The sequence below is a fragment of the Helicobacter mastomyrinus genome, from assembly GCF_039555295.1.
GTDB classification, from domain to species: domain Bacteria; phylum Campylobacterota; class Campylobacteria; order Campylobacterales; family Helicobacteraceae; genus Helicobacter_C; species Helicobacter_C mastomyrinus.
On record NZ_CP145316.1, the window covers coordinates 474062 to 495509 of the forward strand.

Annotated in this window: 29 protein-coding genes and 1 pseudogene; 2 read left to right on the forward strand and 28 right to left on the reverse strand. The window is 38.6% G+C overall.

Annotation, left to right across the window (positions count from 1 at the left end):
- Positions 1 to 64 precede the first annotated feature (64 nt).
- Together V3I05_RS02380 and V3I05_RS02385 are read left to right on the forward strand one after the other, a co-directional pair.
- Entirely contained in the window at positions 65 to 5296 is a 5232-nt protein-coding gene (locus tag V3I05_RS02380) for a hypothetical protein (RefSeq protein WP_343353887.1), read from the forward strand.
- A 673-nt stretch (positions 5297 to 5969) separates the two neighbouring features.
- A complete protein-coding gene (locus V3I05_RS02385) occupies positions 5970 to 6449 on the forward strand; it encodes a hypothetical protein (RefSeq protein WP_300450792.1) in 480 nt (159 codons plus the stop codon).
- Positions 6450 to 6573: 124 nt separating this feature from the next.
- On the opposite strand, the gene V3I05_RS02390 is transcribed toward V3I05_RS02385, so the two are convergent.
- The 28 genes and pseudogenes from V3I05_RS02390 to rplD form a co-directional block, all read right to left on the reverse strand.
- On the reverse strand, positions 6574 to 8364 hold the full coding sequence (locus tag V3I05_RS02390; RefSeq protein WP_343353888.1) for a bifunctional anthranilate synthase component I family protein/class IV aminotransferase: 1791 nt from the start codon (positions 8362 to 8364) through the stop codon (positions 6574 to 6576).
- 118 nt (positions 8365 to 8482) lie between these two features.
- Positions 8483 to 8833: a 50S ribosomal protein L17 gene (gene rplQ / locus V3I05_RS02395; protein WP_295699861.1), complete on the reverse strand. Its 351-nt coding sequence runs from the start codon at positions 8831 to 8833 to the stop codon at positions 8483 to 8485.
- Between the two features lie 15 nt (positions 8834 to 8848).
- A complete protein-coding gene (locus tag V3I05_RS02400) occupies positions 8849 to 9853 on the reverse strand; it encodes a DNA-directed RNA polymerase subunit alpha (protein ID WP_300449036.1) in 1005 nt (334 codons plus the stop codon).
- Positions 9854 to 9879: 26 nt separating this feature from the next.
- Positions 9880 to 10506, reverse strand: coding sequence for a 30S ribosomal protein S4 (rpsD, locus tag V3I05_RS02405; protein WP_300449035.1), 627 nt, complete (start codon positions 10504 to 10506; stop codon positions 9880 to 9882).
- Positions 10507 to 10517: 11 nt separating this feature from the next.
- Positions 10518 to 10910 (reverse strand): 30S ribosomal protein S11, encoded by a 393-nt coding sequence (gene rpsK, locus V3I05_RS02410; protein WP_295699855.1) that lies wholly within the window; start codon positions 10908 to 10910, stop codon positions 10518 to 10520.
- An 11-nt stretch (positions 10911 to 10921) separates the two neighbouring features.
- On the reverse strand, positions 10922 to 11284 hold the full coding sequence (gene rpsM / locus V3I05_RS02415; RefSeq protein ID WP_300449034.1) for a 30S ribosomal protein S13: 363 nt from the start codon (positions 11282 to 11284) through the stop codon (positions 10922 to 10924).
- 3 nt (positions 11285 to 11287) lie between these two features.
- Positions 11288 to 11401 (reverse strand): 50S ribosomal protein L36, encoded by a 114-nt coding sequence (gene rpmJ / locus V3I05_RS02420; RefSeq protein ID WP_002956266.1) that lies wholly within the window; start codon positions 11399 to 11401, stop codon positions 11288 to 11290.
- 90 nt (positions 11402 to 11491) lie between these two features.
- Positions 11492 to 11710, reverse strand: a complete 219-nt coding sequence (gene infA, locus V3I05_RS02425; protein WP_011116239.1) for a translation initiation factor IF-1 — start codon at positions 11708 to 11710, stop codon at positions 11492 to 11494.
- Between the two features lie 3 nt (positions 11711 to 11713).
- Positions 11714 to 12472: a type I methionyl aminopeptidase gene (map, locus tag V3I05_RS02430; RefSeq protein ID WP_295699840.1), complete on the reverse strand. Its 759-nt coding sequence runs from the start codon at positions 12470 to 12472 to the stop codon at positions 11714 to 11716.
- Position 12473: 1 nt separating this feature from the next.
- Positions 12474 to 13724 carry a preprotein translocase subunit SecY gene (gene secY / locus V3I05_RS02435; RefSeq protein ID WP_295699837.1) on the reverse strand — a complete coding sequence of 417 codons (1251 nt, stop codon included), beginning with the start codon at positions 13722 to 13724 and terminating at the stop codon, positions 12474 to 12476.
- Entirely contained in the window at positions 13721 to 14122 is a 402-nt protein-coding gene (rplO, locus tag V3I05_RS02440; protein WP_295699834.1) for a 50S ribosomal protein L15, read from the reverse strand. The genes secY and rplO overlap by 4 nt, the downstream gene beginning before the upstream one ends.
- 10 nt (positions 14123 to 14132) lie before the next feature.
- Entirely contained in the window at positions 14133 to 14573 is a 441-nt protein-coding gene (gene rpsE, locus V3I05_RS02445) for a 30S ribosomal protein S5 (RefSeq protein ID WP_295699831.1), read from the reverse strand.
- Positions 14574 to 14586: 13 nt separating this feature from the next.
- Positions 14587 to 14943: a 50S ribosomal protein L18 gene (gene rplR, locus V3I05_RS02450; protein WP_295699828.1), complete on the reverse strand. Its 357-nt coding sequence runs from the start codon at positions 14941 to 14943 to the stop codon at positions 14587 to 14589.
- 13 nt (positions 14944 to 14956) lie between these two features.
- Positions 14957 to 15493, reverse strand: coding sequence for a 50S ribosomal protein L6 (gene rplF / locus V3I05_RS02455; protein ID WP_295699826.1), 537 nt, complete (start codon positions 15491 to 15493; stop codon positions 14957 to 14959).
- A 9-nt stretch (positions 15494 to 15502) separates the two neighbouring features.
- On the reverse strand, positions 15503 to 15898 hold the full coding sequence (gene rpsH / locus V3I05_RS02460; RefSeq protein ID WP_295699823.1) for a 30S ribosomal protein S8: 396 nt from the start codon (positions 15896 to 15898) through the stop codon (positions 15503 to 15505).
- Positions 15899 to 15907: 9 nt separating this feature from the next.
- Positions 15908 to 16093 (reverse strand): type Z 30S ribosomal protein S14, encoded by a 186-nt coding sequence (locus V3I05_RS02465; protein WP_002956257.1) that lies wholly within the window; start codon positions 16091 to 16093, stop codon positions 15908 to 15910.
- 1 nt (position 16094) lies between these two features.
- Positions 16095 to 16640, reverse strand: coding sequence for a 50S ribosomal protein L5 (rplE, locus tag V3I05_RS02470; RefSeq protein WP_295699805.1), 546 nt, complete (start codon positions 16638 to 16640; stop codon positions 16095 to 16097).
- Positions 16640 to 16876, reverse strand: coding sequence for a 50S ribosomal protein L24 (gene rplX / locus V3I05_RS02475; protein ID WP_295699803.1), 237 nt, complete (start codon positions 16874 to 16876; stop codon positions 16640 to 16642). Before rplX ends, rplE begins: the two co-directional genes overlap by 1 nt.
- Positions 16876 to 17244, reverse strand: a complete 369-nt coding sequence (gene rplN / locus V3I05_RS02480) for a 50S ribosomal protein L14 (RefSeq protein WP_295699801.1) — start codon at positions 17242 to 17244, stop codon at positions 16876 to 16878. Before rplN ends, rplX begins: the two co-directional genes overlap by 1 nt.
- Positions 17241 to 17507, reverse strand: a complete 267-nt coding sequence (gene rpsQ / locus V3I05_RS02485) for a 30S ribosomal protein S17 (RefSeq protein ID WP_295699798.1) — start codon at positions 17505 to 17507, stop codon at positions 17241 to 17243. Before rpsQ ends, rplN begins: the two co-directional genes overlap by 4 nt.
- A 2-nt stretch (positions 17508 to 17509) precedes the next feature.
- Positions 17510 to 17698, reverse strand: a complete 189-nt coding sequence (rpmC, locus tag V3I05_RS02490; protein WP_295699795.1) for a 50S ribosomal protein L29 — start codon at positions 17696 to 17698, stop codon at positions 17510 to 17512.
- Positions 17685 to 18110 (reverse strand): 50S ribosomal protein L16, encoded by a 426-nt coding sequence (gene rplP / locus V3I05_RS02495; RefSeq protein WP_295699792.1) that lies wholly within the window; start codon positions 18108 to 18110, stop codon positions 17685 to 17687. Before rplP ends, rpmC begins: the two co-directional genes overlap by 14 nt.
- Positions 18111 to 18112: 2 nt before the next feature.
- Positions 18113 to 18823, reverse strand: coding sequence for a 30S ribosomal protein S3 (gene rpsC, locus V3I05_RS02500; RefSeq protein ID WP_295699789.1), 711 nt, complete (start codon positions 18821 to 18823; stop codon positions 18113 to 18115).
- A 200-nt stretch (positions 18824 to 19023) separates the two neighbouring features.
- Positions 19024 to 19395, reverse strand: a pseudogene (gene rplV / locus V3I05_RS02505) (50S ribosomal protein L22); the annotation flags it as partial.
- Positions 19396 to 19404: 9 nt separating this feature from the next.
- The gene (rpsS, locus tag V3I05_RS02510; protein WP_295699786.1) at positions 19405 to 19686 is read right to left on the reverse strand and encodes a 30S ribosomal protein S19; all 282 of its coding nucleotides are present in this window, start codon (positions 19684 to 19686) and stop codon (positions 19405 to 19407) included.
- 11 nt (positions 19687 to 19697) lie between these two features.
- Positions 19698 to 20525: a 50S ribosomal protein L2 gene (rplB, locus tag V3I05_RS02515; protein ID WP_300449032.1), complete on the reverse strand. Its 828-nt coding sequence runs from the start codon at positions 20523 to 20525 to the stop codon at positions 19698 to 19700.
- Between the two features lie 9 nt (positions 20526 to 20534).
- On the reverse strand, positions 20535 to 20816 hold the full coding sequence (locus V3I05_RS02520) for a 50S ribosomal protein L23 (RefSeq protein ID WP_295699781.1): 282 nt from the start codon (positions 20814 to 20816) through the stop codon (positions 20535 to 20537).
- A 1-nt stretch (position 20817) separates the two neighbouring features.
- Positions 20818 to 21441, reverse strand: coding sequence for a 50S ribosomal protein L4 (rplD, locus tag V3I05_RS02525; RefSeq protein WP_300449031.1), 624 nt, complete (start codon positions 21439 to 21441; stop codon positions 20818 to 20820).
- Positions 21442 to 21448 lie beyond the last annotated feature (7 nt).

Below are 21448 nucleotides of genomic sequence, written 5' to 3' on the forward strand. Positions count from 1 at the left end.
CCGTATAGCCTTTACAGGATTACATCTTTTTCGACAAACATTGCAAAATACCAACACAGGGACAATGACTAATGTAAGTAACACAGGGACGATCACCACCCTTACGAATGAAAATACCATCACTACATTAAGTAATAATGCAAATGGCACAATCACAACTTTAAATAATAACAGCACCATAAGCACTCTTACTAATGCCAATAATGCTACAATCAATACGTTTAATAATAGTGGAGCAGTCTCAAATAATACTTTCACTAATCAAGGCACCATCACAACGTTAAATAATCAAGCAAATGGAAGCTTTACAAACTTTACAAATGCGGGGAATATAACTTCTATAAACAATGAAGGCACTCTCACAGGTGGGATTACCAATCAAAATAATGGGACAATAGGCACTATTACAAACAGAACAGCTCTCACAGGTGGGATTACCAATCGAGGCAATATCACCACAGGTATCATTAATGAAAATAATGGAACCATAGATTTTATTACTAATAATAATATGATGGGGAATATTACTAATCGTAATGGCAGCACCATCACTACGATTCATAATAATGGTAGTGCTGGCAATGTGCAGGATATGGGCACACTTACCAATGAAAGTGGTGGCAGGATAGACTCGCTTGATAATGTTGGTAATATGGCAGGAGTGGCAAACTTTGGCACATTCGATAATGCTACCAATAATGGCACGATAACTGACTTTAGTAATAATGCCGGTGGGAGTGTAACTACATTACAAAATAATCAAGGGGGCACAATAAATACGCTCACCAATCAAAGCACATTATCCACCATAGAGAATGCAGGGACTATTGTTAATGGCACAAATAATGGCACAATCACTACTTTTAATAATAATCAAAACACAGGGATAGTAGAAAACTTTACCAATAGTAATCAAATCAATAGCTTTACTAATAATGGTGGAGAAGTGCAGAATCTTACCAATGCTCAAGGGGGAACGATAGCTGATTTTACCAATGCCACACAAGGGAGGGTAGATACGCTTACTAATGCTGGCACTCTAAGCAATCTCAATAATCAAACCAATGGCACGATGAATACGCTTACTAATACAGGAAGCATTACTGATGGGCAAAATAGCGGAACAATCACTACTTTTAATAATAATGCTACTGGGAATGTGCAAAGCTTTACTAATAGCACGGGTGGGAGTATAACAACCCTTACAAATGACACAGGGGCAACTATAAATGATTTTACCAATGAAAGCGCTATTACTACCTTTACCAATAGTGGCACAACGACAACTCTCACCAATAATAACAATGCGAGAATCGATACCCTTGAAAATAATCAAGGGGCTATGATAGAAAATCTTAATAATGATGGAACAGTTACCAATGCCTTTACCAATAATGGAGAGATAACTGCTTTTGCTAATATGAGCAATGGAGTGATGAATGGCTTTACCAACTCTAATACCGGGCAAATAGACACACTCACAAATGAGGGAAATTTCAATAATGGTATTACCAATGATGGGAATATAGATACCATTAGCAATAGCGCACAACTTCCTTCTCTTACAAACTCGAGCACGATAGGCGATATTACAAATGACACCAATGGAAGCATAACTACCCTTACTAATCAAGCTAATGCACAAATTACTAGCATTTCTAATGAAAATACCATCACCACAATAAGCAATTCAGGGAGTATTGATAGCATTTCTAATGAAAATACCGGCACGCTAACAACTCTTACCAATGAAATGAGTGGGTCTATTGCTACCATAGAGAATAGAGGGAATATCACTCAACCTCTTACCAATAATGGGACAATCACTACTATTACTAATGAAAATACCGGCACGCTAACAACTCTTACCAATTCCTCCACAGGCACTATAACAACCATTCAAAACGATGGCACAATGACAACTATCACAAATGAGGCAAATAATAATGGTAGAGGGAATATAGATACTATCACTACAACCACCAATTTAAATTCTATATCCAATACAGGAGATATAGGCACAATCAATAATCAAAACAACTCTACGCTTACCACTTTAACTAATCAAAGTGATGGAATTATTTCTACGATAAATAACACAGCAGGAAGCACAATTACTACCCTTGATAATAATGCTAATGCTACGATAGAAAGGCTAGACAATAATGGCACGATTACCCAACCTCTTACAAATAATGGAACAATCACTACTTTGAATAATCAAACCACAGGAACTCTAAGTGATCTCACAAACTCTAGCACGGGAAATATAGACACACTCACAAATGAGGGAAATCTCACAGGCACACTCACAAACCAACAAAATGGCACAATTACAACTGTTTTTAACAGAAGAGATGTATCTAGGGTAGAAAATAGCGGAACAATCACTACTTTTAATAATGAATCTGGGGCTACTATTACAGAGCTTGCTAATAATGCTAATGGGCAAATTGCCCAGCTTACCAATACCCAAAATAGCACGATAACCACCCTTACCAATCAAGCCAATGCTACCATAGGGCAATTTGATAATGCAGGGAGTGTAACTAATGCCTTTACGAATAATGGGACAATCACTACCCTTAATAACAATAACACGGGCGCATTTACACAAGGGATTACCAATGCTGGCACAGGGACTATTACAACACTTACGAATAATGGGACAATTAATGTAGGTATCACAAATCAAGCCCAAGGGAATATAGGGACATTAACAAATACTTCTCAACTTGATAAAGTAGATAATAGCGGGAGTATAACTCAATTAGATAATCAAGCAAATGGCACAATCACTGAGCTTGAGAATAAAAACACAGGGACTATTACTACGCTCAATAATGCTGGAACTATTACCAATGCCTTTAGTAATGAAGGCAATGTAACGACCCTTAGCAATACGGGCACATTTACAAATGGAATCACCAATAAAAGCAATGCTACCATTGATACGCTTACCAATGAAGGCAGTATTAATGTAGGTATCACCAATGAACAAAATGCCACCATTACCACAATCAATAATCGCAGAACTCTCACCAAAGTAGAGAATACGGGCGCAATCACTACTTTAAATAATGAAAATGGCGCTACATTAGAGACTATTACAAATAATAACAACGGAACCATAGGAAGCCTTACTAACCAAAGCACCATCACCACTCTAGAAAACAAAGAAAGTGGCACCATTACTACCCTCACCAATACTAACACTCTACAAACTCTAACCAATGAGGGTAAAATAGATAATGGGAGCAACTCTGGCACTATTACTACCTTCACTAATCAAAACACGAATGCGGCTAACCCTGATAGTGGACATATCCTCAACTTCACAAATGCCCAAGGGGGCACAATCACTACCTTTGATAATCAAGCCGGACAAGTAGATGCTTTTACTAATCAAAATGGCGGGACAATCACGACTTGGACGAATAATACTAATGGTAATGTAACTGCGCTTACTAATGCTGGAAATATCACTACCTTGAGTAATGCTAATAACGCACAGCTAGCTACCCTTGCTAACCAAGGCACTATCAACGCAGGGAACAATGAAGGCACAATTACTACCTTTACAAACACTGGCACATTTACTACGCTTACTAATAATACCAATGCGACAATCACTACGCTTACTAATGATGGCACATTTACTACTCTTACTAATGAGGGCACCCTCACTACTTTAACTCATAATGCCAATGCTACATTAAATACTTTGAGTAACCAAGGCACACTCTCTACACTCAATCTTGCCTCATCTATCACAAACTATACCAATAATGCCGCTAACACTACCACTACGCTCAATACCAATGCTGCCAAAGATGTATCTTTCTTTGTGAATTTCACTAATACTGCAGGGACTATTAATACAAATAACACAGATTTATTTATCCACGGCTTAGGCGATGCGAATGGAGCATTTAATAATGCTGGGACTATTGAAGCTAACGGAAAGACTATTGATATATGGGGAACTTTTAGCAACACAGGCACAATTACTGCAGATACGATAATACTTGGACGTAATCTTGCTAATCCTACAGCGTTGATAGCAAATACAAATGGTGTGCATATAGGTGGGACTATCAATGCCGGTAATAATAATGCCACACAGCTTGAATTAAAAAACTGGGTATTAGAGCTTACGCAAAAGGGTGGAGGCACACAAAGAGGAGGAGATTATAATACCAATTTAAATAATGCTACAAATGATAATACCAAAGGGCATATCTTAGTAAATGAGAATGTCAATTTGAGTGAGATTAGGATTGATGCGCATTTTAATGATGATGGCAGCATAAGAGATCAAAACGCAGGCATATTAATACTCGCCACTCAGGATAAATGGGGAGAGAAATATAACTATCAGGCTCTCTTCCTCCAAAGAAATGCTCAAGGACAAAATTCTACTATCATTAGTGCAGTGCAAGATGAAAATGGCAATACAGTAGGTAAAACTGATGATTATGGGCAGCCAGCAGTAGGTCAAGCCACAGGCTATGGGGGCAATACTACGGTTAAAATAGAAGCCTTAAAGCATCTCTATACCCCACAATCTACTACAAGGATTATAGATTTGCTTGATGGATTTGCATTGGGGATTGAGCCTCAAGGCTCTCCTGTAGAATCGCTTTCTGCTGCACTCTTAAATGGAACAATCTCTAAGAATATCCTTATAGGTAATCTTATAGATGCTATGAGCAGAAGAATGTTTCATGATTCACTCTCCCATAGACAAGGTAAAACCTATGTGGTTACTTCTAGAAGTGTAGATGAAGAGGGCAAAAGAATAAAAGATGATGAGAATGTAGAAGTGCCTTTAGTTTATAGTAATATAGACTTACTCCACGAAACAGATCTCATTTATGCCCCTCACGCTAAAGATTCAAATCATCAAAGCTTTATCATTCCTTTTAGTCGCTATACACGCACAGATTTAGGACAAGGATATATAGGGAGTGAATTCTCTGGTGGAGCATTGCTAGGCACATTTAAGAATCTAGATACTTGGGGGAATGCTGGAATCTATCTAGGCTATGAGCAAGGTAAGGCTACTCTCCCTCGCTCTACTGGAGAAGCAAGAGTGAATAATAGCAGTATTCTTGTGGGTGGGACATACTATAAGACATTTTACACAAGTGGTATGAGGGAATACTATATGAAACTCTCTTTACACGCCCAAATACAAAGCCCTGAGTTTGAGCTTTATCTCAATGCCCTTGATATATCAGCTATTAATAAGCTAAGTGCGTATGGGGCAGAAGGAGAGTTTAAAATAGAATAGAGTTAAAAACCGCTATCGCATTTATCATTAAGAGGTATTTACACACAATGCTTATCCACACTTACAAAGCAAAGATTCTAAGGTAGAGAATCGAGTATGTGATGGCTACGCTGTTGCAATATATTTGTCGCATTTGTAGGAGTGCAATACAAAAGAATGGGAGGAAGCGATAACCAATACACTAAGAGGAGAATTTAAGGATAAAGGGGTGGGGTATAAAACTATAAGCCTACCTTAAAGTTTGCTAACATAGAATCTTATTTAAATTTTATCCATTAAGCACCATAAGGAAACAAAATGTTTAGAGAAATAAGAAGAATATTAGGAAAATTAAGACGAAAAATAAATAGCTATTGCTTTGAGACAAAGCTCTATCTTTTTCATCGCAATAAACAAAATATTTTAACTGGGGGGGGGGATAGAACAGAGAAATCCACAATTAATCATTTCACTTACCTCCTATCCTAAACGCAATCACATACTCCACCACACGCTTTATTCACTATTCACACAAAATTTAAAACCCAATAAAATCATTCTCTACCTTACCACGCAAGAATATCCGCAACATCAAGCTAATTTGCCCGATAAGATTCTCGCATTCTAACACAAAGGCTTAGAAATCAAATGGGTCAAAGAAAATTTTAAGCCCTATAAGAAGCTTGTCTATGCTTTGCAAGATTTTCCTCGTGACATCATCGTAACCGCCGATGATGATACCATATATCCGTCATATTGGCTAGAGCGGCTTTATCACGCTTATACACAAGCCCCACAATACATTCACGCCCACCGCGTCTATAAGATAAGCCTTGATAAGCATAATCAGCCCCTTCCCTATAATGATTGGGAATCTTGCATTGATTTTAGGCATACTACCCCTTCGTTTTTGCACTTTTTTACTGGCGTTGGCGGGGTGCTTTACCCTCCGCATAGCTTAGGCACACAAGCCCTAGATTCTAAAACATTTATGGGGCTTTGCCCTACGGGTGATGATATTTGGTTTTGGGCAATGGCGGTATGCAATGATGTGAAATGTAATGCCGTGGAAAATAATATTAGGGAAATAAGCAGTTTTGAATGCGAGGGCAACCCCTATGGTATATCAATCTCACGCAAGGACAAAATGATATTCAACTCCAAAATATACTAACACGCTTTCCACAAGTGAAAGAAAAGATCGTGCTTGAAAACAATTTAAGAAAAAATACCTGCAAAAGCCCATAACCCTTATATTTTAAGAGTGCTAACTTTATCCTTGCAATATTCTGCAAAAACTACATAAAACATTCAATACATTTTGTGTTTAATTTCACCTCTACAATACCACGCACAGAGTTAATACAAAAAATTCTACTTGCCTTTTTAAGATGCTTAAGATACAAATTTTTCTCCCTGATACACCCATTATCTAAAAGCACTGCACGTAGCGTCCCTCCAAGTAGTCCATTTTGAATCCTAGGTGTATAGTATCTCCCCTCTATCTCACATAAAACATTGCTCCTGCTACCCTCACTCACAAAACCCTTTTTGTTACAATACAGCATATCAAATATCTTATGTTCTTTAATCAGCTCATGCGCATTGGCAAAATGTGCGCGCTGCGTGGTTTTATGATATATCAAAGGATTATGCTTATCTATATTTTGAGATGATACAAGCAGGGTATGTGAGGCAATATCATCTAGTGGCGATATGCTAAGATTCAATACACCATCACGTGATAAAGTAAGTCTCACTATGCAACGTTTATAGGGCAAGGGCATTTGCAAGAATTCAAACAAAAAGTGCGCCCTCCCCCATAGCCTATCCTCACCATCAAAGCAAATATAGCTATAACGTGTGATAAAATCATCGCCAATATTCGTCTCACTAAGTGAAACAACTGCACATAACCTTTGTATAAGCTTAGATTCAAAGCCCAAATCACAGGCGCTCTTATACATACGATTTAAATGCTGCACAAGGAGAAAAATATGTCCCTCATCATAAAGCATTGTCTCAAAAAGTGCATAATCCTCTTTAGCAGATAAAAAGCGGCTTTTTAATGCAAGCTCAGCATATTCCTCCTCACAGACAGAATCCCACACTACCCCGCTTCCCACGCCATAGTGATAGCAAGATTCACTAGAGTGCTTAAAAAGCGTGCGAATAGGCACGCACAAAGATGTATCTTTAGCAGAAATCACGCCTAAAGCACCACAATACACACCTCTCAAACGAGATTCTAAGCTATGGATAATCTCCATTGTCTTAAGCTTAGGTGCACCACTGATAGAGCCACAGGGGAAAAGGGCTTGGAATATCTCACGTATACAAATATGGGCTAATCGCCCTTGTAATGTAGAAACCATTTGATGAAGACTAGGATAGCTATGAATAGCACAAAGCTCCTTCACACGCAAAGAATGGGGTTTGATAATCTTGCTTAAATCATTGCGGAGTAAATCCACTATCATTATGTTTTCACTGCGATTTTTGCTATCGGCCTGTAATCGCCCTTTAAGCTCTCTATCCTCGCCGCCCTTGCCTCTTTTTATCGTCCCTTTCATCGGTTGCGCGGTAATAGTGTGATTTTTCACCTTAAAAAATAGCTCAGGCGAAAAACATAGAATCTCCATAAATACATTTTTCATATAAGCTTTATAGGTGGTATTTTGATGGGAAAGGAGCTGCTTAAAAAGATGTTTAGGTTTAGTGGGGGAATGCAGCAATATTTCTTGCGTAAAATTGACTTGATAGCTATCGCCCTTGTGAATATGGTTTTTTATCACTTGAAAACCTTGCGTATATGCTTTAGAATCTAATCCCTTAACAATATGCAAAGAGGGTTTTGTATGCGTATGTAAGAATTTAAATTTTTTACGTTTTTTAAAAAGTGTGAAATAAAGCAAAGGAGAAGTATAGGAAACTGATTGATGAAGCTGTATTATAGCTTTATGCAGGTGTTCATAAGCCCCAAGTTTATAAGTGCTTAGCAAAACCCCTGCTTCATACGTAATATAGCCTACAAAATAACCTTTGTTTTGAGAGTTAAGAAATATATCTATGGAATCTAACGCACTCAAAACACCCTTTATATCAAAAGCTATAAGCTTTCTTAAAGGTTTTTTATATGTATAAGAACCATAAACCACCATTGTATAACAAGCGATTTTAACATTTAAGGAGAGCCGCTCCTAAATTCTATATAAATTCAATAATCGCCATTTGTGAGGCATCACCCCTACGGAGACGAGTGCGTTGAATTCTTGTATATCCACCATTGCGTCCATTATATTGAGGGGCTATTTCTGTTACAAGTTTTTTAGTCGCCCTCTTTTCTTGCAAATGCGCAAATACATAGCGATGTGCGTTTAAATCACCACTACGCGCTACACTCACAAGCTTTTCAATATAACTTTGCAATTCCTTTGCCTTAAATACACCTGTCTCAATTTTATTGTAAGTAATAAGCGCAATGGCAAGATTTTTTAATAACGCCTTGCGATGAGCAGATGTGCGTCCTAATTTCCTATATCCGTGTCTATGTCTCATCTAGCTCTCCTTGTCTTAATTATTTCTCATCTTAGCCAACTTGCGATTGAGTAGCTGTAAAATATCTTCGGCAATTTCTCCACCCACAGGATAACCAAGCTCTTCTAGCTTTTCTGCAATTTCTTCGTAAGACTTTTTACCCATATTTTTGATATTTTTAAGCTCATTCTCACTCATAATCACTAATTCACCCACATACTCTAAGCCTGATCTATCAAGGCAGTTAAAGCAACGCGCGCTTAAGTTTAATGTATCAATCTTAATCATTAATGTTTTAAGCTCACCAGAATCTTCAGCAATATTTTTTGCATTATTGCTTGTTTCACTTAAATCTACACCAAAAATACTCATTTGCTTATGCATAATGGCTATAGCCTCGTTAAATGCAGTAAGTGGCTCAATTTGCCCGTCTGTCTCAATATCAAATATGATTTTTTCATAATTTGGATTGTCCTCGACAAGCACATTTTCTATTTCATACACTACTCTTTTTACAGGAGTAAAATACGCATCAAGAGGGATATAATCCTCTGCTATCGTAGCACGAATGCTTTCGCTTGGCACATAGCCTATACCCTTTTGCACAATAAGCGAAAAACTTAGTGCAGCATTTTCATTAATGGTAGCTAAATACGCATCGGGATTCACAATCCCCACCAAATCATTAGCTAGCTCACCTGCATTTAAAACCATAGGTCCCTTAAGCTCATAATGCAACTGCACGTTATCCACTTCTTTATCTTTAATCAAAAAACGAATATTTTTAAGATTGCTGATAAAATGCGACACATCTTCTACAATACCACGAATAGAATCAAACTCGTGCGATACACCTTGAATCTTTAAAGCCGTAGGTGCATAACCCACAGAACTTGAAAGTAACAAACGACGAATGGGGTGAGCCAATGTAATAGCATATCCAGATTCAAAAGGATAGGCATTAATTTTAATTCTATTGGCTGAAATTTCTTCAATATTTATATCCGTAGGGATATAAGGCTCAATTTTAATCATATTCATTTTGCGACCATCCTTTATTTACTTAATTATTTGGAATACAACTCAACTATCAGTCTCTCTTCAATAGGTATCACTACCTCTTCTCTTTGTGGAAAACGCGTAAAGATACCAAACTTTTTATCCTTATCTACATCTACCCAAGGTACAATGCCTGTTTGTGCGGTTAAATCTATTGCACGGATAATTTGAGGATTATTTTTACTTTTTTCTTTTACCTCAATTTTTTGTCCGGGTTTAACAATATATGAAGGAATATCCACACGTTTACTATTCACAAGAATATGTCCATGTGTAACAAGCTGCCTTGCAAATCTCCTTGTTGTCGCAAATCCCATACGATACACTACATTATCCAAACGTTGCTCAATAATGCGTATTAGATTTTCACCTGTATTGCCCTCTTGGCGATTGGCTTCTCTAAAAAGAGAGCGGAATTGCTTTTCACTCACACCATACATCATTTTTGCCTTTTGCTTTTCGCGCAATTGCAACCCATATTCCGAAATTTTACCGCGCTTTTGTCCGTGCTGTCCTGGTCCATAAGGTCGCTTATCAAGCGCACTCTTACCTGCCAATCGTCTCTCACCCTTTAATGCAAGAGATACGCCAAATCGTCTTTCTAATTTTTCAACCGGTCCTCTATATCGTGCCATACACTACTCCCTTATACTCTTCTTCTTTTTGGTGGTCTGCAGCCATTATGTGGCAATGGTGTGATATCTTTTAGCCATAAAACCTTAATACCCTCAATCGCCCCTACACTTTTAACAGCTGTCTCTTTCCCACTACCCGGTCCCTGCACTTTAATGCCAACTTCTTTGATTCCGTGTTCTTTAGCCTTTTCCATTGCAGCTTCCACGGCTTGTTGTGCGGCATAAGGGGTAGATTTTTTACTTCCTTTGAATCCTAATCCACCAGCAGTAGCCCAGCATAGAACATTTCCCATTTCATCAGTAATAGTTACATTTGTATTATTAAATGACGCAGAAATGCACACAATGCCACGTGCAATATTCTTTTTGACATTCTTTTTTTTCGTTACACCTTTTTTTGCCATCTGCCTACTCCTTATTTACTACCAACGGTTTTTTTCTTGCCTTTGCGTGTGCGAGCATTATTTTTTGTCGTCTGTCCTCGCACAGGCAATCCTTTTCTATGTCGTAAGCCCCGATAACTGCCTAAGTCCATCAATGACTTAATATCCATTGTTACTTTTTTACGGAGGTCACCCTCTACCATATAACCTTCTTGAATCTTTTTTGCAATAGATGATACTTCATCTTCGCTGAGATCATTAACTCGCTTATCAAAAGAAATATTTACAGCTTTAAGAATATCTCTTGAGCTTTTAAGCCCAATACCATAAATATAAGTAATAGCATATTCTACTCTTTTCTTTTTTGGCAAATCTACACCAGCAATTCTAGCCATTTTTTATCCTTGTCTTTGTTTGTGTTTAGGGGTTGAGCAAATCACTCTAACCACGCCTTTACGCTTGATAACCTTACATTTGTCGCACATCTTTTTGACTGAAGGCCGAACTTTCATACCTGCTCCTTATATATTTTTCTAACTTTTTTGAGTTAAAGCTGCTGATTCTAGCGAAAAAATTTTTAAAATCTACTTACAAACTTCATTTCATTTATGTCTATAAGTAATTCTTCCCTTATCTAGGCTATAAGGGGTTAGCTCGATTTTTACCATATCTCCGGGTAAAATTTTAATATAGTGCATACGCATTTTGCCCGCAATGTGGCAAAGCACTATATGTCCATTTTCAAGCTGCACACGAAAAGTTGCATTTGGCAAAGCTTCAATCACTTTACCATCAACTTCAATCACATCATCTTTTGCCATTTATTACACCTCCGTTAAGATCTCTGCTTTGCCATTGACAATAGCTATTGTATGCTCATAATGGCTACCATTTAAACCATCTTTTGCCACCACTGACCATTTATCATTTAAGACAATAGGCTCTCCATCACTATGGACAATCATTGGCTCTAAGCAAAACACCATCCCTTCTTTAATCTTTGGACCTTGCTTTGGATTGGGAGATTCTAAATAATTTGGAATCTCCGGCTCCTCGTGAGGTGCTCTCCCTATGCCGTGTCCACAAAATCCGCGTAATGGCACAAAACCTCGCTTTGTAATTGCCTCTTCTAATATCAAGCTTAATTCCTTAAAACGCATACCTACGCGCACTTGCGAGATAGCCTCATATAATGTATCTTTCGCGCATTTAATCAATTCTTTGTCAGCTTGAGCTATCTCCCCAATTCCAAGTGTGATAGCCGCATCACCATACCAGCCATTATATTCCACACCAATATCAATCCCTAAAATATCGCCTTGCTTGAGCCTATAATCCGTAGGAATACCGTGGATAATGACTTCATTTACAGATGTGCAGATAGACTTTGGGAACCCATATAGCTGGTAAAATGCAGCCCTCCCGCCTTGAGCAGCGATAAACTCTTGTGCCATTGTATCAAGCTCAAGGAGAGAGACGCCCTCCTTTGCTTGAAGACTTAAAAATTGCAAAGTTTGAGCGACAATTTTATTAGGAATGCGTAAAGATTCTATATCTTTTTTGCTCTTAATGCTAATTGCCATTTCAAAGCCCTACGGCACTTAGGGTTTGATATTTACTCATATAAATTTGAGCCTCGATACGTCTCATCGTATCAATAGCCACCTGCACCACAATCAGCACCGCTGTCCCACCAAAATAAAAAGGCACACCTGTAAATTTCACAAGCACCCACGGGAGCGTAGATACAAGAGCCAAATAAAACGCACCCCAAAAGGTAAGATTACTCGCTACATTATTAAGGAAATTTGATGTCCCCTCACCCGGACGCAATCCGGGTATGAATCCACCCTGTCTTTTGAGATTATCCGCGATGTCCTTCGCATTAAATACGATAGAAGCATAAAAATATGCAAAGAAAATCACCAAAACAAACATCAAAAAGTTATAGATATAACCATCGGGTCTTAAAATATCTGCAATGGATTGAATCACGCTATTTGATGAGGCTTGTAAAATAGTCGATGGAAATACAAGCAACGCTGAAGCAAAAATAGGCGGAATAACCCCGCTTAAATTAAGCTTCACAGGAATGTAGTTCATAATGCGCTTGTTTTGATTCTGCATTACCACCTTGCGCGCATAAGATACAGGTATGCGCCTTTCGGCTAATTCAATATAGATAATCACCCCAACGGTTAAGAGAATCACAGCTAATAGGACAAGGAGCATAAATATATTAATTTGCCCTGTATTGACGAGGTTAAAGGTATTGCCTATGCTTGAAGGAATGCCTGAAACAATACCACCAAAAATAATCAAACTAATCCCGTTGCCTACACCTCGTTGTGTAATCTGCTCTCCAATCCACATAAGCAACATTGTGCCTGCAAGCATTGAAAACACAGAAACAGCAATAAAAAGATTCAAATCAATTTTAATCGCCCCCATACTCATACTATTAAGCCCAATACTTACACTCACTGCTTGAATAATAGTAATCCCAATAGTTACATAACGCACAATTTGCATATATTTTTGCATACCATCGCGTTCTTTTTTCATCTTACCAAGATTGGGGAAAGTCGCTGCAAGAAGCTCCATAATGATAGAAGCGGTAATGTAGGGCATAATGCCAAGTGAGATAATGCTAAAACGTTCCACCGCATTCCCACTAAACATATTAAATAAGCCTAGCGCATTATTTGCATTATCGTCAATAAAAGATTTAATCAACCCAACATCTACGCCCGGAACAGGCACATACGCCAAGATTCTATATGCAAATAAAAAGGCAAGAGTGATGAGAATCTTATTTACAATGCTTTTTGTCATTCTTTATTTCCGCTTGTTGTAATGCAAGTATCTTTGGTTTTAGCAGCTAAAGCTTTGGCTTTTTTGCCAATGAGCTTTACTTTTGTCGCGCCTTTAGGAATACTAAAATGTGCTCGTAATATTTCCATATTAATTTCTGTGAATGTATCAAAAACCTTTGCCTTATCCACATTAATAACAACGGGTTTAATAACACGTGAAGTAAAGCCCACTTTAGGCAAACGTCTTTGAAGTGGTTGCTGTCCGCCCTCAAAACCTCTCTTTGCCTTATAGCCGCTACGAGCAGTCTGTCCCTTTCCACCACGCGTAGAAGTTTTGCCCATTCCGCTGCCCTGTCCTCTACCTACACGTTTAATATCTTTTGTGCTGCCTTTTGCTGGTTTAATCTTTTCTAACATAGCCTACTCCTTAAGCCTTAATACGTGCAAGTGCGTCAAAAGTTGCACGAACGACGTTATAGGGATTATTAGACCCGAGTGATTTAGTCAAAATATCTTTAATCCCTGCAAGTTCTATCACTGGGCGAGTAGAACCACCCGCGATAACGCCCGTCCCCTCGCTAGCAGGTTTTAAGAGAATCTTACTTGCATTATATTTATGCTCAATATCGTGGGCTATGGTTGTCCCTTTGATATTTACTTTAATGATATTTTTAAATGCATCATCAATAGCCTTTTTAATCGCATCTGGCACTTCTTTTGCCTTGCCAAGCCCAAAGCCCACAAGCCCATTTTTATTGCCTACTACCACAAGCGCATTGAAACGGAATCTACGTCCGCCTTTAACAACCTTTGTAACCCTACCGATATTCACAACCACTTCGCTAAATTCTTCTCTATTGATTTCCATAAACGTCCTTTGATTATAACTTTATGCCATTTTCGCGCAAAGTATCGGCAAATGCCGCTACAACGCCGTGATAGAGGTATCCATTTCTATCAAATACCGCCTCTGCAATCTTAGCCTTCTTTAATGCGGCAGCAAACTCATTAGCAATTTTTTTCACATCTTCTTTATTGTTACCTAGTTTAAGCTTTTTGCCATCAATACAAGCAAGTGTTACACCCAACTCATCATTAATAGCCTGTGCGTAAAAATATTTATTAGACCTAAATACACTGATACGTGGCTTATTCGCTATGCCATAGATTCTGCCTCTTGTGCGTAGCTTTCTTTTTGTCCTAAGAAGCTGCTTTTGCTTTAATACTTTCTCTGTCATATCTTACCCCTAGTTATTTTTTAGAAGTTTTGCCGGCTTTGCGAATGATGGTCTCATCGCTGTATTTAATCCCCTTGCCCTTATAAGGCTCTGGTGGTCTAAACTCGCGAATTTCAGCCGCAATCTGCCCTACTTGCTGCTTATCAGCACCTTTAATAGTAATCGTATTCTTATCCACGCTCATTTCAATACCTGCAGGGATAGGATAAATCACTGGATGAGAGAATCCCAATGCCATTTCAAGATTCTTTCCGCTAATATTTGCCTTATAGCCCACACCATTGATTTCAAGCACTTTTGTGAATCCTTGAGACAAACCGATAATAATATTATTTGCTAATGCACGATATGTCCCCCAATATGCACGAGATTGCGCTTGAGAATCTATACAGCTAAAGCTCAAAGCCCCATCGTTTAGTGCGATTTGCACGCGTCCATACGTCTCTAGCTCTTTTTGCTCTTTTGTGCCCTTAAATAGAATCTTGCTTCCTTGCACGGATACCTCTACGCCTTTTGGAATACTAATAGGCTTTTTACCAACTCTTGACATATCTTTCTCCTACCATATACTACAAAGTGCTTCGCCACCAACATTTGCACGATAAGCTTCATCATTGGCAATCACACCTTTACTTGTGCTTACCACTATCGTGCCATAGCCATTTTTAAAACGTTTTAGCTCATTATGTCCCTTATACACACGGCGACCGGGCTTACTGATGCGTTTAATTTCATTAATAGCACTTCTCCCACGCTCATCATAAGCAAGCTGCACCATAATGGATTGCTTACCATCTTTATCGTTTACCTTATAATCCTTGATAAAACCCTTCGTCTTAAACACTTCTAGGACTGATACGACAATCTTAGCATAATACAATGTCGTAACCTCTAGTCTCCTCATAGAAGCATTACGAATCCTCGTCAAAGAATCTGCAATAATATCATTTACCATACTTTCTCCTTACCAACTTGCTTTACGCAATCCGGGTATCAAGCCCTCATTACCCATTTTCCGCAAACACACTCTACATAATCCAAAATCGCGATATACAGAATGAGGTCTGCCACACACTTGACATCTTGTATAGGCTCGCGCACTAAATTTTGCCTTTCTTTTTGCCTTTGCAATAATTGATTTTTTCGCCATTTTATCGTCCTTTCGCAAAAGGCATACCAAGAAGCTCAAGCAACTTAAACGCCTCTTTATCACTATTAGTGGAAGTTACAAATGTAATATTCATACCATGAGTTACCATAATATCATCATATACGACCTCGGGGAACATTAACTGCTCATTCAAGCCAAAGCTATAATTACCTCTACCATCAAAGCCGTTACGTTTCACACCTCTAAAATCTTTCACACGAGGCAAAGCAATAACAATGAGCTTTTCTAAAAAGTTATACATCATTTTGCCACGAAGTGTAACTTTCACACCCATAGGCATACCCTCACGCATTTTGAATCCTGCAACAGATTTCTTTGCTAATGTAATGACCGCCTTTTGCCCTGCGATGAGCGAAATCGTATCAGCGATATTTTGCATTACCTTAGAATCTTTTGCATAATCTCCTGCTCCAACGCTAATGATAATCTTTTCAAGCTTTGGCAATAGCATAGGATTGCTGATATTTAGCTCACTTTTAAGTTGGGAGATAATCTCATTTTTGTATTTTTCTCTTAATGCAAACATCAATTATCTCCTTCCACTTTTTTTACATTTGAAATACTCATTGGCATTTCTTTGGTTAAAAATCCGCCTTTAGGATTCTTATCATTTGCCTTGATTGCCTTTTTTACGATTTTACAGCCCTCAACAATCACTTGTGCTTTTTTAGGCAACACTTGCAAAACCTTTGCCTTTTTGCCCTTATCATCACCTGCGATAACAAGCACCAAATCACCTTTTTTTATCTTAAACTTTGCCACTATAACACCTCCGGAGCTAACGATACTATTTTCATAAAATTAGCGTATCGCACTTCTCTACTTACTGGTCCAAAGATTCTCGTGCCAATAGGCTCTCTTTTAGCATCAAGAATCACCGCCGCATTATCATCAAAGCGTACCAAAGAACCATTATCGCGATGGATTTCTTTTTTACTTCTTACCACTACTGCCTTGACAACTTGCCCTTTTTTGACTTTCCCATTTGGGATAGCCTTTTTCACAGAAGCGACTATCACATCGCCTACACGTGCATATCGTCTATGGCTACCGCCCAAAATCTTAATACACATAATCTCTTTCGCACCGCTATTGTCTGCGACATTCAATCTTGTAAAACTTTGTATCATAGCTCTACTCCTGCGGTAATAATTTCTTTGAATCTAAAAGCCTTTGTTTTAGAGATTGGCTTACATTCAATCGCACTAATCACATCGCCAATTTTGGCACTATGATTCTCATCGTGGATAGTATATTTTTTGAAACGTTTAACGATTTTACGATACTTTGTATGCACCACTTTGCGTTCTACTAAAATCACTACACTCTTATTCCCTGCTCGGCTGATAACCTTGCCCTGAATCACCCTCTTATGTGCTTGTTTTTCACTCATACTCAATCCTTTTTCGCACTTAAAGCTGTATTAATTCTTGCAATATCCTTGCGAATCGTTTTAATTTCACTTGGATTGGTAAGCTGCATTGTTTTGAGTTGCAATCTTTTTTCAAAAAGCAACGACTTTTTCTCTTTCAACATTTTTTGCAATTCTGCAACGTCCTTATCTTTCAATTCAATAAATTTCATTTTCACTCTCGCTGTTTATGATTTTGGTTTTAAAAGGGAGCTTACTTTGAGCTAAGGCTAATGCCTCTCGCGCTAAAGATTCTTCAATCCCTGCCATTTCATAAATAATGCGACCGGGCTTGATATTCATCACCCATTTTTCCACACCACCTTTACCCTTACCCATTCTTGTTTCAAGGGGCTTTGCCGTGAGTGGTTTATCAGGGAAAACGCGTATCCACACCTTCCCTGCTCTTTTGATATGTCTTGTCATCGCAATACGAGCAGATTCTATTTGACGTGAATCTATACGCCCGTGCTCTAATGCTTTAATCCCAATATCGCCGAAAGCTAAACTTGCACCGCGGAAAGACTTACCCCTATTGCGTCCTTTCATCTGCTTTCTATATTTTGTTCTTTTTGGCATTAACATAATTATTGCCTCCCTCTTCGTGATTTAGAACGCGCCTCTTTATCGCCGCTCTTTCCCTCTTCTTTTTTTTCAGGCAAAATACCTTTATGCAATACTTCACCTTTGAAAATCCATACCTTCACGCCAATGATTCCATAAGTTGTCATCGCTTCGGCAAAGCCATAATCAATCTTAGCACGAAGTGTATGTAAAGGCACACGTCCTTCCATATACCATTCTGTCCTTGCCATTTCAGCCCCTGCTAGACGACCAGAAACCTTGACTTTAATACCCTTAGCTCCTGCTTTCATCGCTGCTTGCATAACCTTTTTCATAGCACGTCTAAAAGCCACACGTTTTTCAAGCTGTGTAGCGATATTTTCCGCTGCGAGTTGCGCGTTAGCTTGGGGACGTTTAGCCTCTTTGATATTAATAAACACTTCTTTATGCAAAATCTTTTTCAATGCTTCTTTGTGTTTATCAATATCCACGCCCTTTTTACCAATAATAAGTCCCGGACGAGAAGCAACAACGGTTATACGAATCTTATTTGCTGCACGTTCGATAATAATCTCACTCACTCCTGCATAATACATCTCGCGTTTGAGAAATTTACGAATCTTATGATCTTCTAAGATATTTGAAGGTGTCGTTTGTGAAACTGAAAACCATCGAGAAGACCAATTACGATTGATACCTAATCTTAAACCTATTGGATTAACTTTTTGACCCATTGTTATTTTTCCTCACCTTCAGTTTTTTTCTTTATCGTTGTTTTTTTCTCTCCACTTGCTTTGCTTGCCTCTGTTTTTACTACCTTAGATTCTGTGTTGCTCTTGGTGCTTTTAGTAGTAGTTTTAGCCTTTGTAGCTGCTTTTGATTGGGTTTTTTCTTGTGTAGCTACTTTTTCTTGCTCTTGCTGTGTTTGGCTTACTTTTGGCTTCACATCTTTTGCCTTAGTAGCTTTAGAATCTAGAGCTTTTTGTGATTTTTGTGTGTCCACTTCTACTAAAATATGTGATGTTGGTTTACGGATAGGAGTAGCTCTCCCTTTTGCACGTGGTGTAAAACGTCTTAGCACAGGACCAGCATCTACACGACAAGAGGTAATAATGACATCTTGTGCGTCATAGCCACCATTTGCCACTGCTGAAGCAATAACCTTTGAAATTACCTTTGCAGCCTTATTGGGTGTAAATTCTAAACTCGCAATTGCCACTTCAGCATTCATACCCTGCACTTCTCTTGCGATAAGTCGCGTCTTTGTTGGAGATAATCGAACGTATCTTAATAATGCCTTACTCATCTTATCCCCTTACTTACCAATTTTCTTTTGGACACTTCCCTTGTGTCCTTTAAAGGTGCGTGTAGGGGCAAACTCACCGAGCTTATAACCTACGTGATTTTCAGTAATATACACTGGCACAAACGCCCTACCATTATGCACATTAAATGTAAGCCCTATCATATCGGGTAAAATCGTGCTGCGTCTAGACCACGTTTTGATAGGTTTATTATCCTTACCTGCTTTTGCTTTCTCAACTTTTTTGATGAGATAATCATCTACAAATGGACCCTTTTTAATTGATCTTGCCATAGTTTCCTACCTTATTTTTTCTTTCTTGAGATAATCAATCTATCACTCGCTTTTTTCTTACGAGTTTTAAAACCTTTTGCTGGTGTTCCCCACGGAGATACAGGATGTCCGCTCGAGCCTGTTTTGCCCTCACCACCGCCGTGTGGATGATCCACAGGGTTCATCGCGCTACCACGTGTTTGTGGGCGAATACCACGATGGCGATTGCGCCCTGCCTTACCAATAGAAATATTTGTAAAGTCCTCGTTACCCACAACGCCAATAGTTGCCATACATTCCTCTAAAATATATCTCATCTCGCCACTTGGCATTCTAAGGATAATATATTTACCCTCACGTCCCATAATCTGTGCACTTGCTCCCGCACTTCTAGCGAGCTGCCCACCTGCGCCGGGGTGCATCTCTATATTATGCACGATTGTCCCAATCGGTATGCTTTTAAGCTTCATTGCAAAACCTGTCTTAATATCAAGCCCAGATTCTGCAGAGAACACTATATCGCCTACTTTTAATCCACTTGGCTGGATAATATATCGCTTTTCACCATCGACATAATAGATAAGTGCAATACGACAATTTCTATATGGGTCATACTCTATGGCTGCTACTTTGCCTTGCACATTGAATTTATTGCGTTTAAAATCAATGATTCTATATAGCTTTTTTGCCCCGCCCTCTTTATGACGACTTGTAATGCGCCCATTATTATTTCTCCCCGCACTCACAGGTAGCTTAACAAGTAAACTCCTTACACTTGCCTTGCCTGTAATATCGCTTGAGCTTAGATTGCTCATAAATCTGCGACTTGGGGTATAAGGCTTATACGTTTTAACTGCCATATTCACTCCTTACACTGATAGCGCATCAAGTTTTGCGCCCTCTGGAATCTTCACATAAAATTTCTTAAATGACGCCCTCTGTCCGATTCTGCCTCTAAATCGCTTCACTTTGCCCTCTTGACGCAAAGAATTGATTCTTAAAGGTGTAATGCCAAAATACTCTTTGAAAATCTCTTTAAGCTGATTCTTACTTACGTGTGTGGCTGTCTGCACTACAAGCACTCCGCTTTCTTGTAAAGAGAGAGATTTTTCTGTATAGAGGATTGACTTAATATCTGTAATATCTGCCATTTTATTCCCCTTTCTTTTCTGCGATAATTTCATCAAACACGGCTTTTTCAATCACAATAGAGCGGAATGTAGCCACCAGATACGCATTTAGCTCATTTGTATCGGCTAAATAACAATGCTGCAAATTTCTAAAAGCCAAAAATGTAGGCTCATCGCTTAATTGTGTAACAAATAAGGCATTTCTTTTATTTAACGCCTTAAACATCGCATACGCTTCTTTTGTCTTACCACTTGAGATATTAAGAGAATCCACCACAAAGAGTGCACCCTCCTGCGCCTTTTGATACAAGGCACATTCAAGCGCTAATCGCTTTTGTTTCTTATTGACTTTAAGCTGATAGTTTCTATCATTATTAGGACCGTGTGAAACGCCTCCACCCACAAACACAGGAGAAGTGATACTCCCTGCACGTGCACGACCGCCACCTTTTTGATTCCAAGGCTTTTTACCGCCACCGCTTACTTCGCCTCGCTTTTTTGCACACGCATTATTCGCCCTCAATGAGGCAAGATAAGACTTCACATACAAATACAAATTATGCTCTTTGATTTGTGAATATCTCTCTGGTAATGCAAGCTCACCACTTTGTGCGAACTTTTTATCTAATACAATCGCTTTACTCATACTGCCT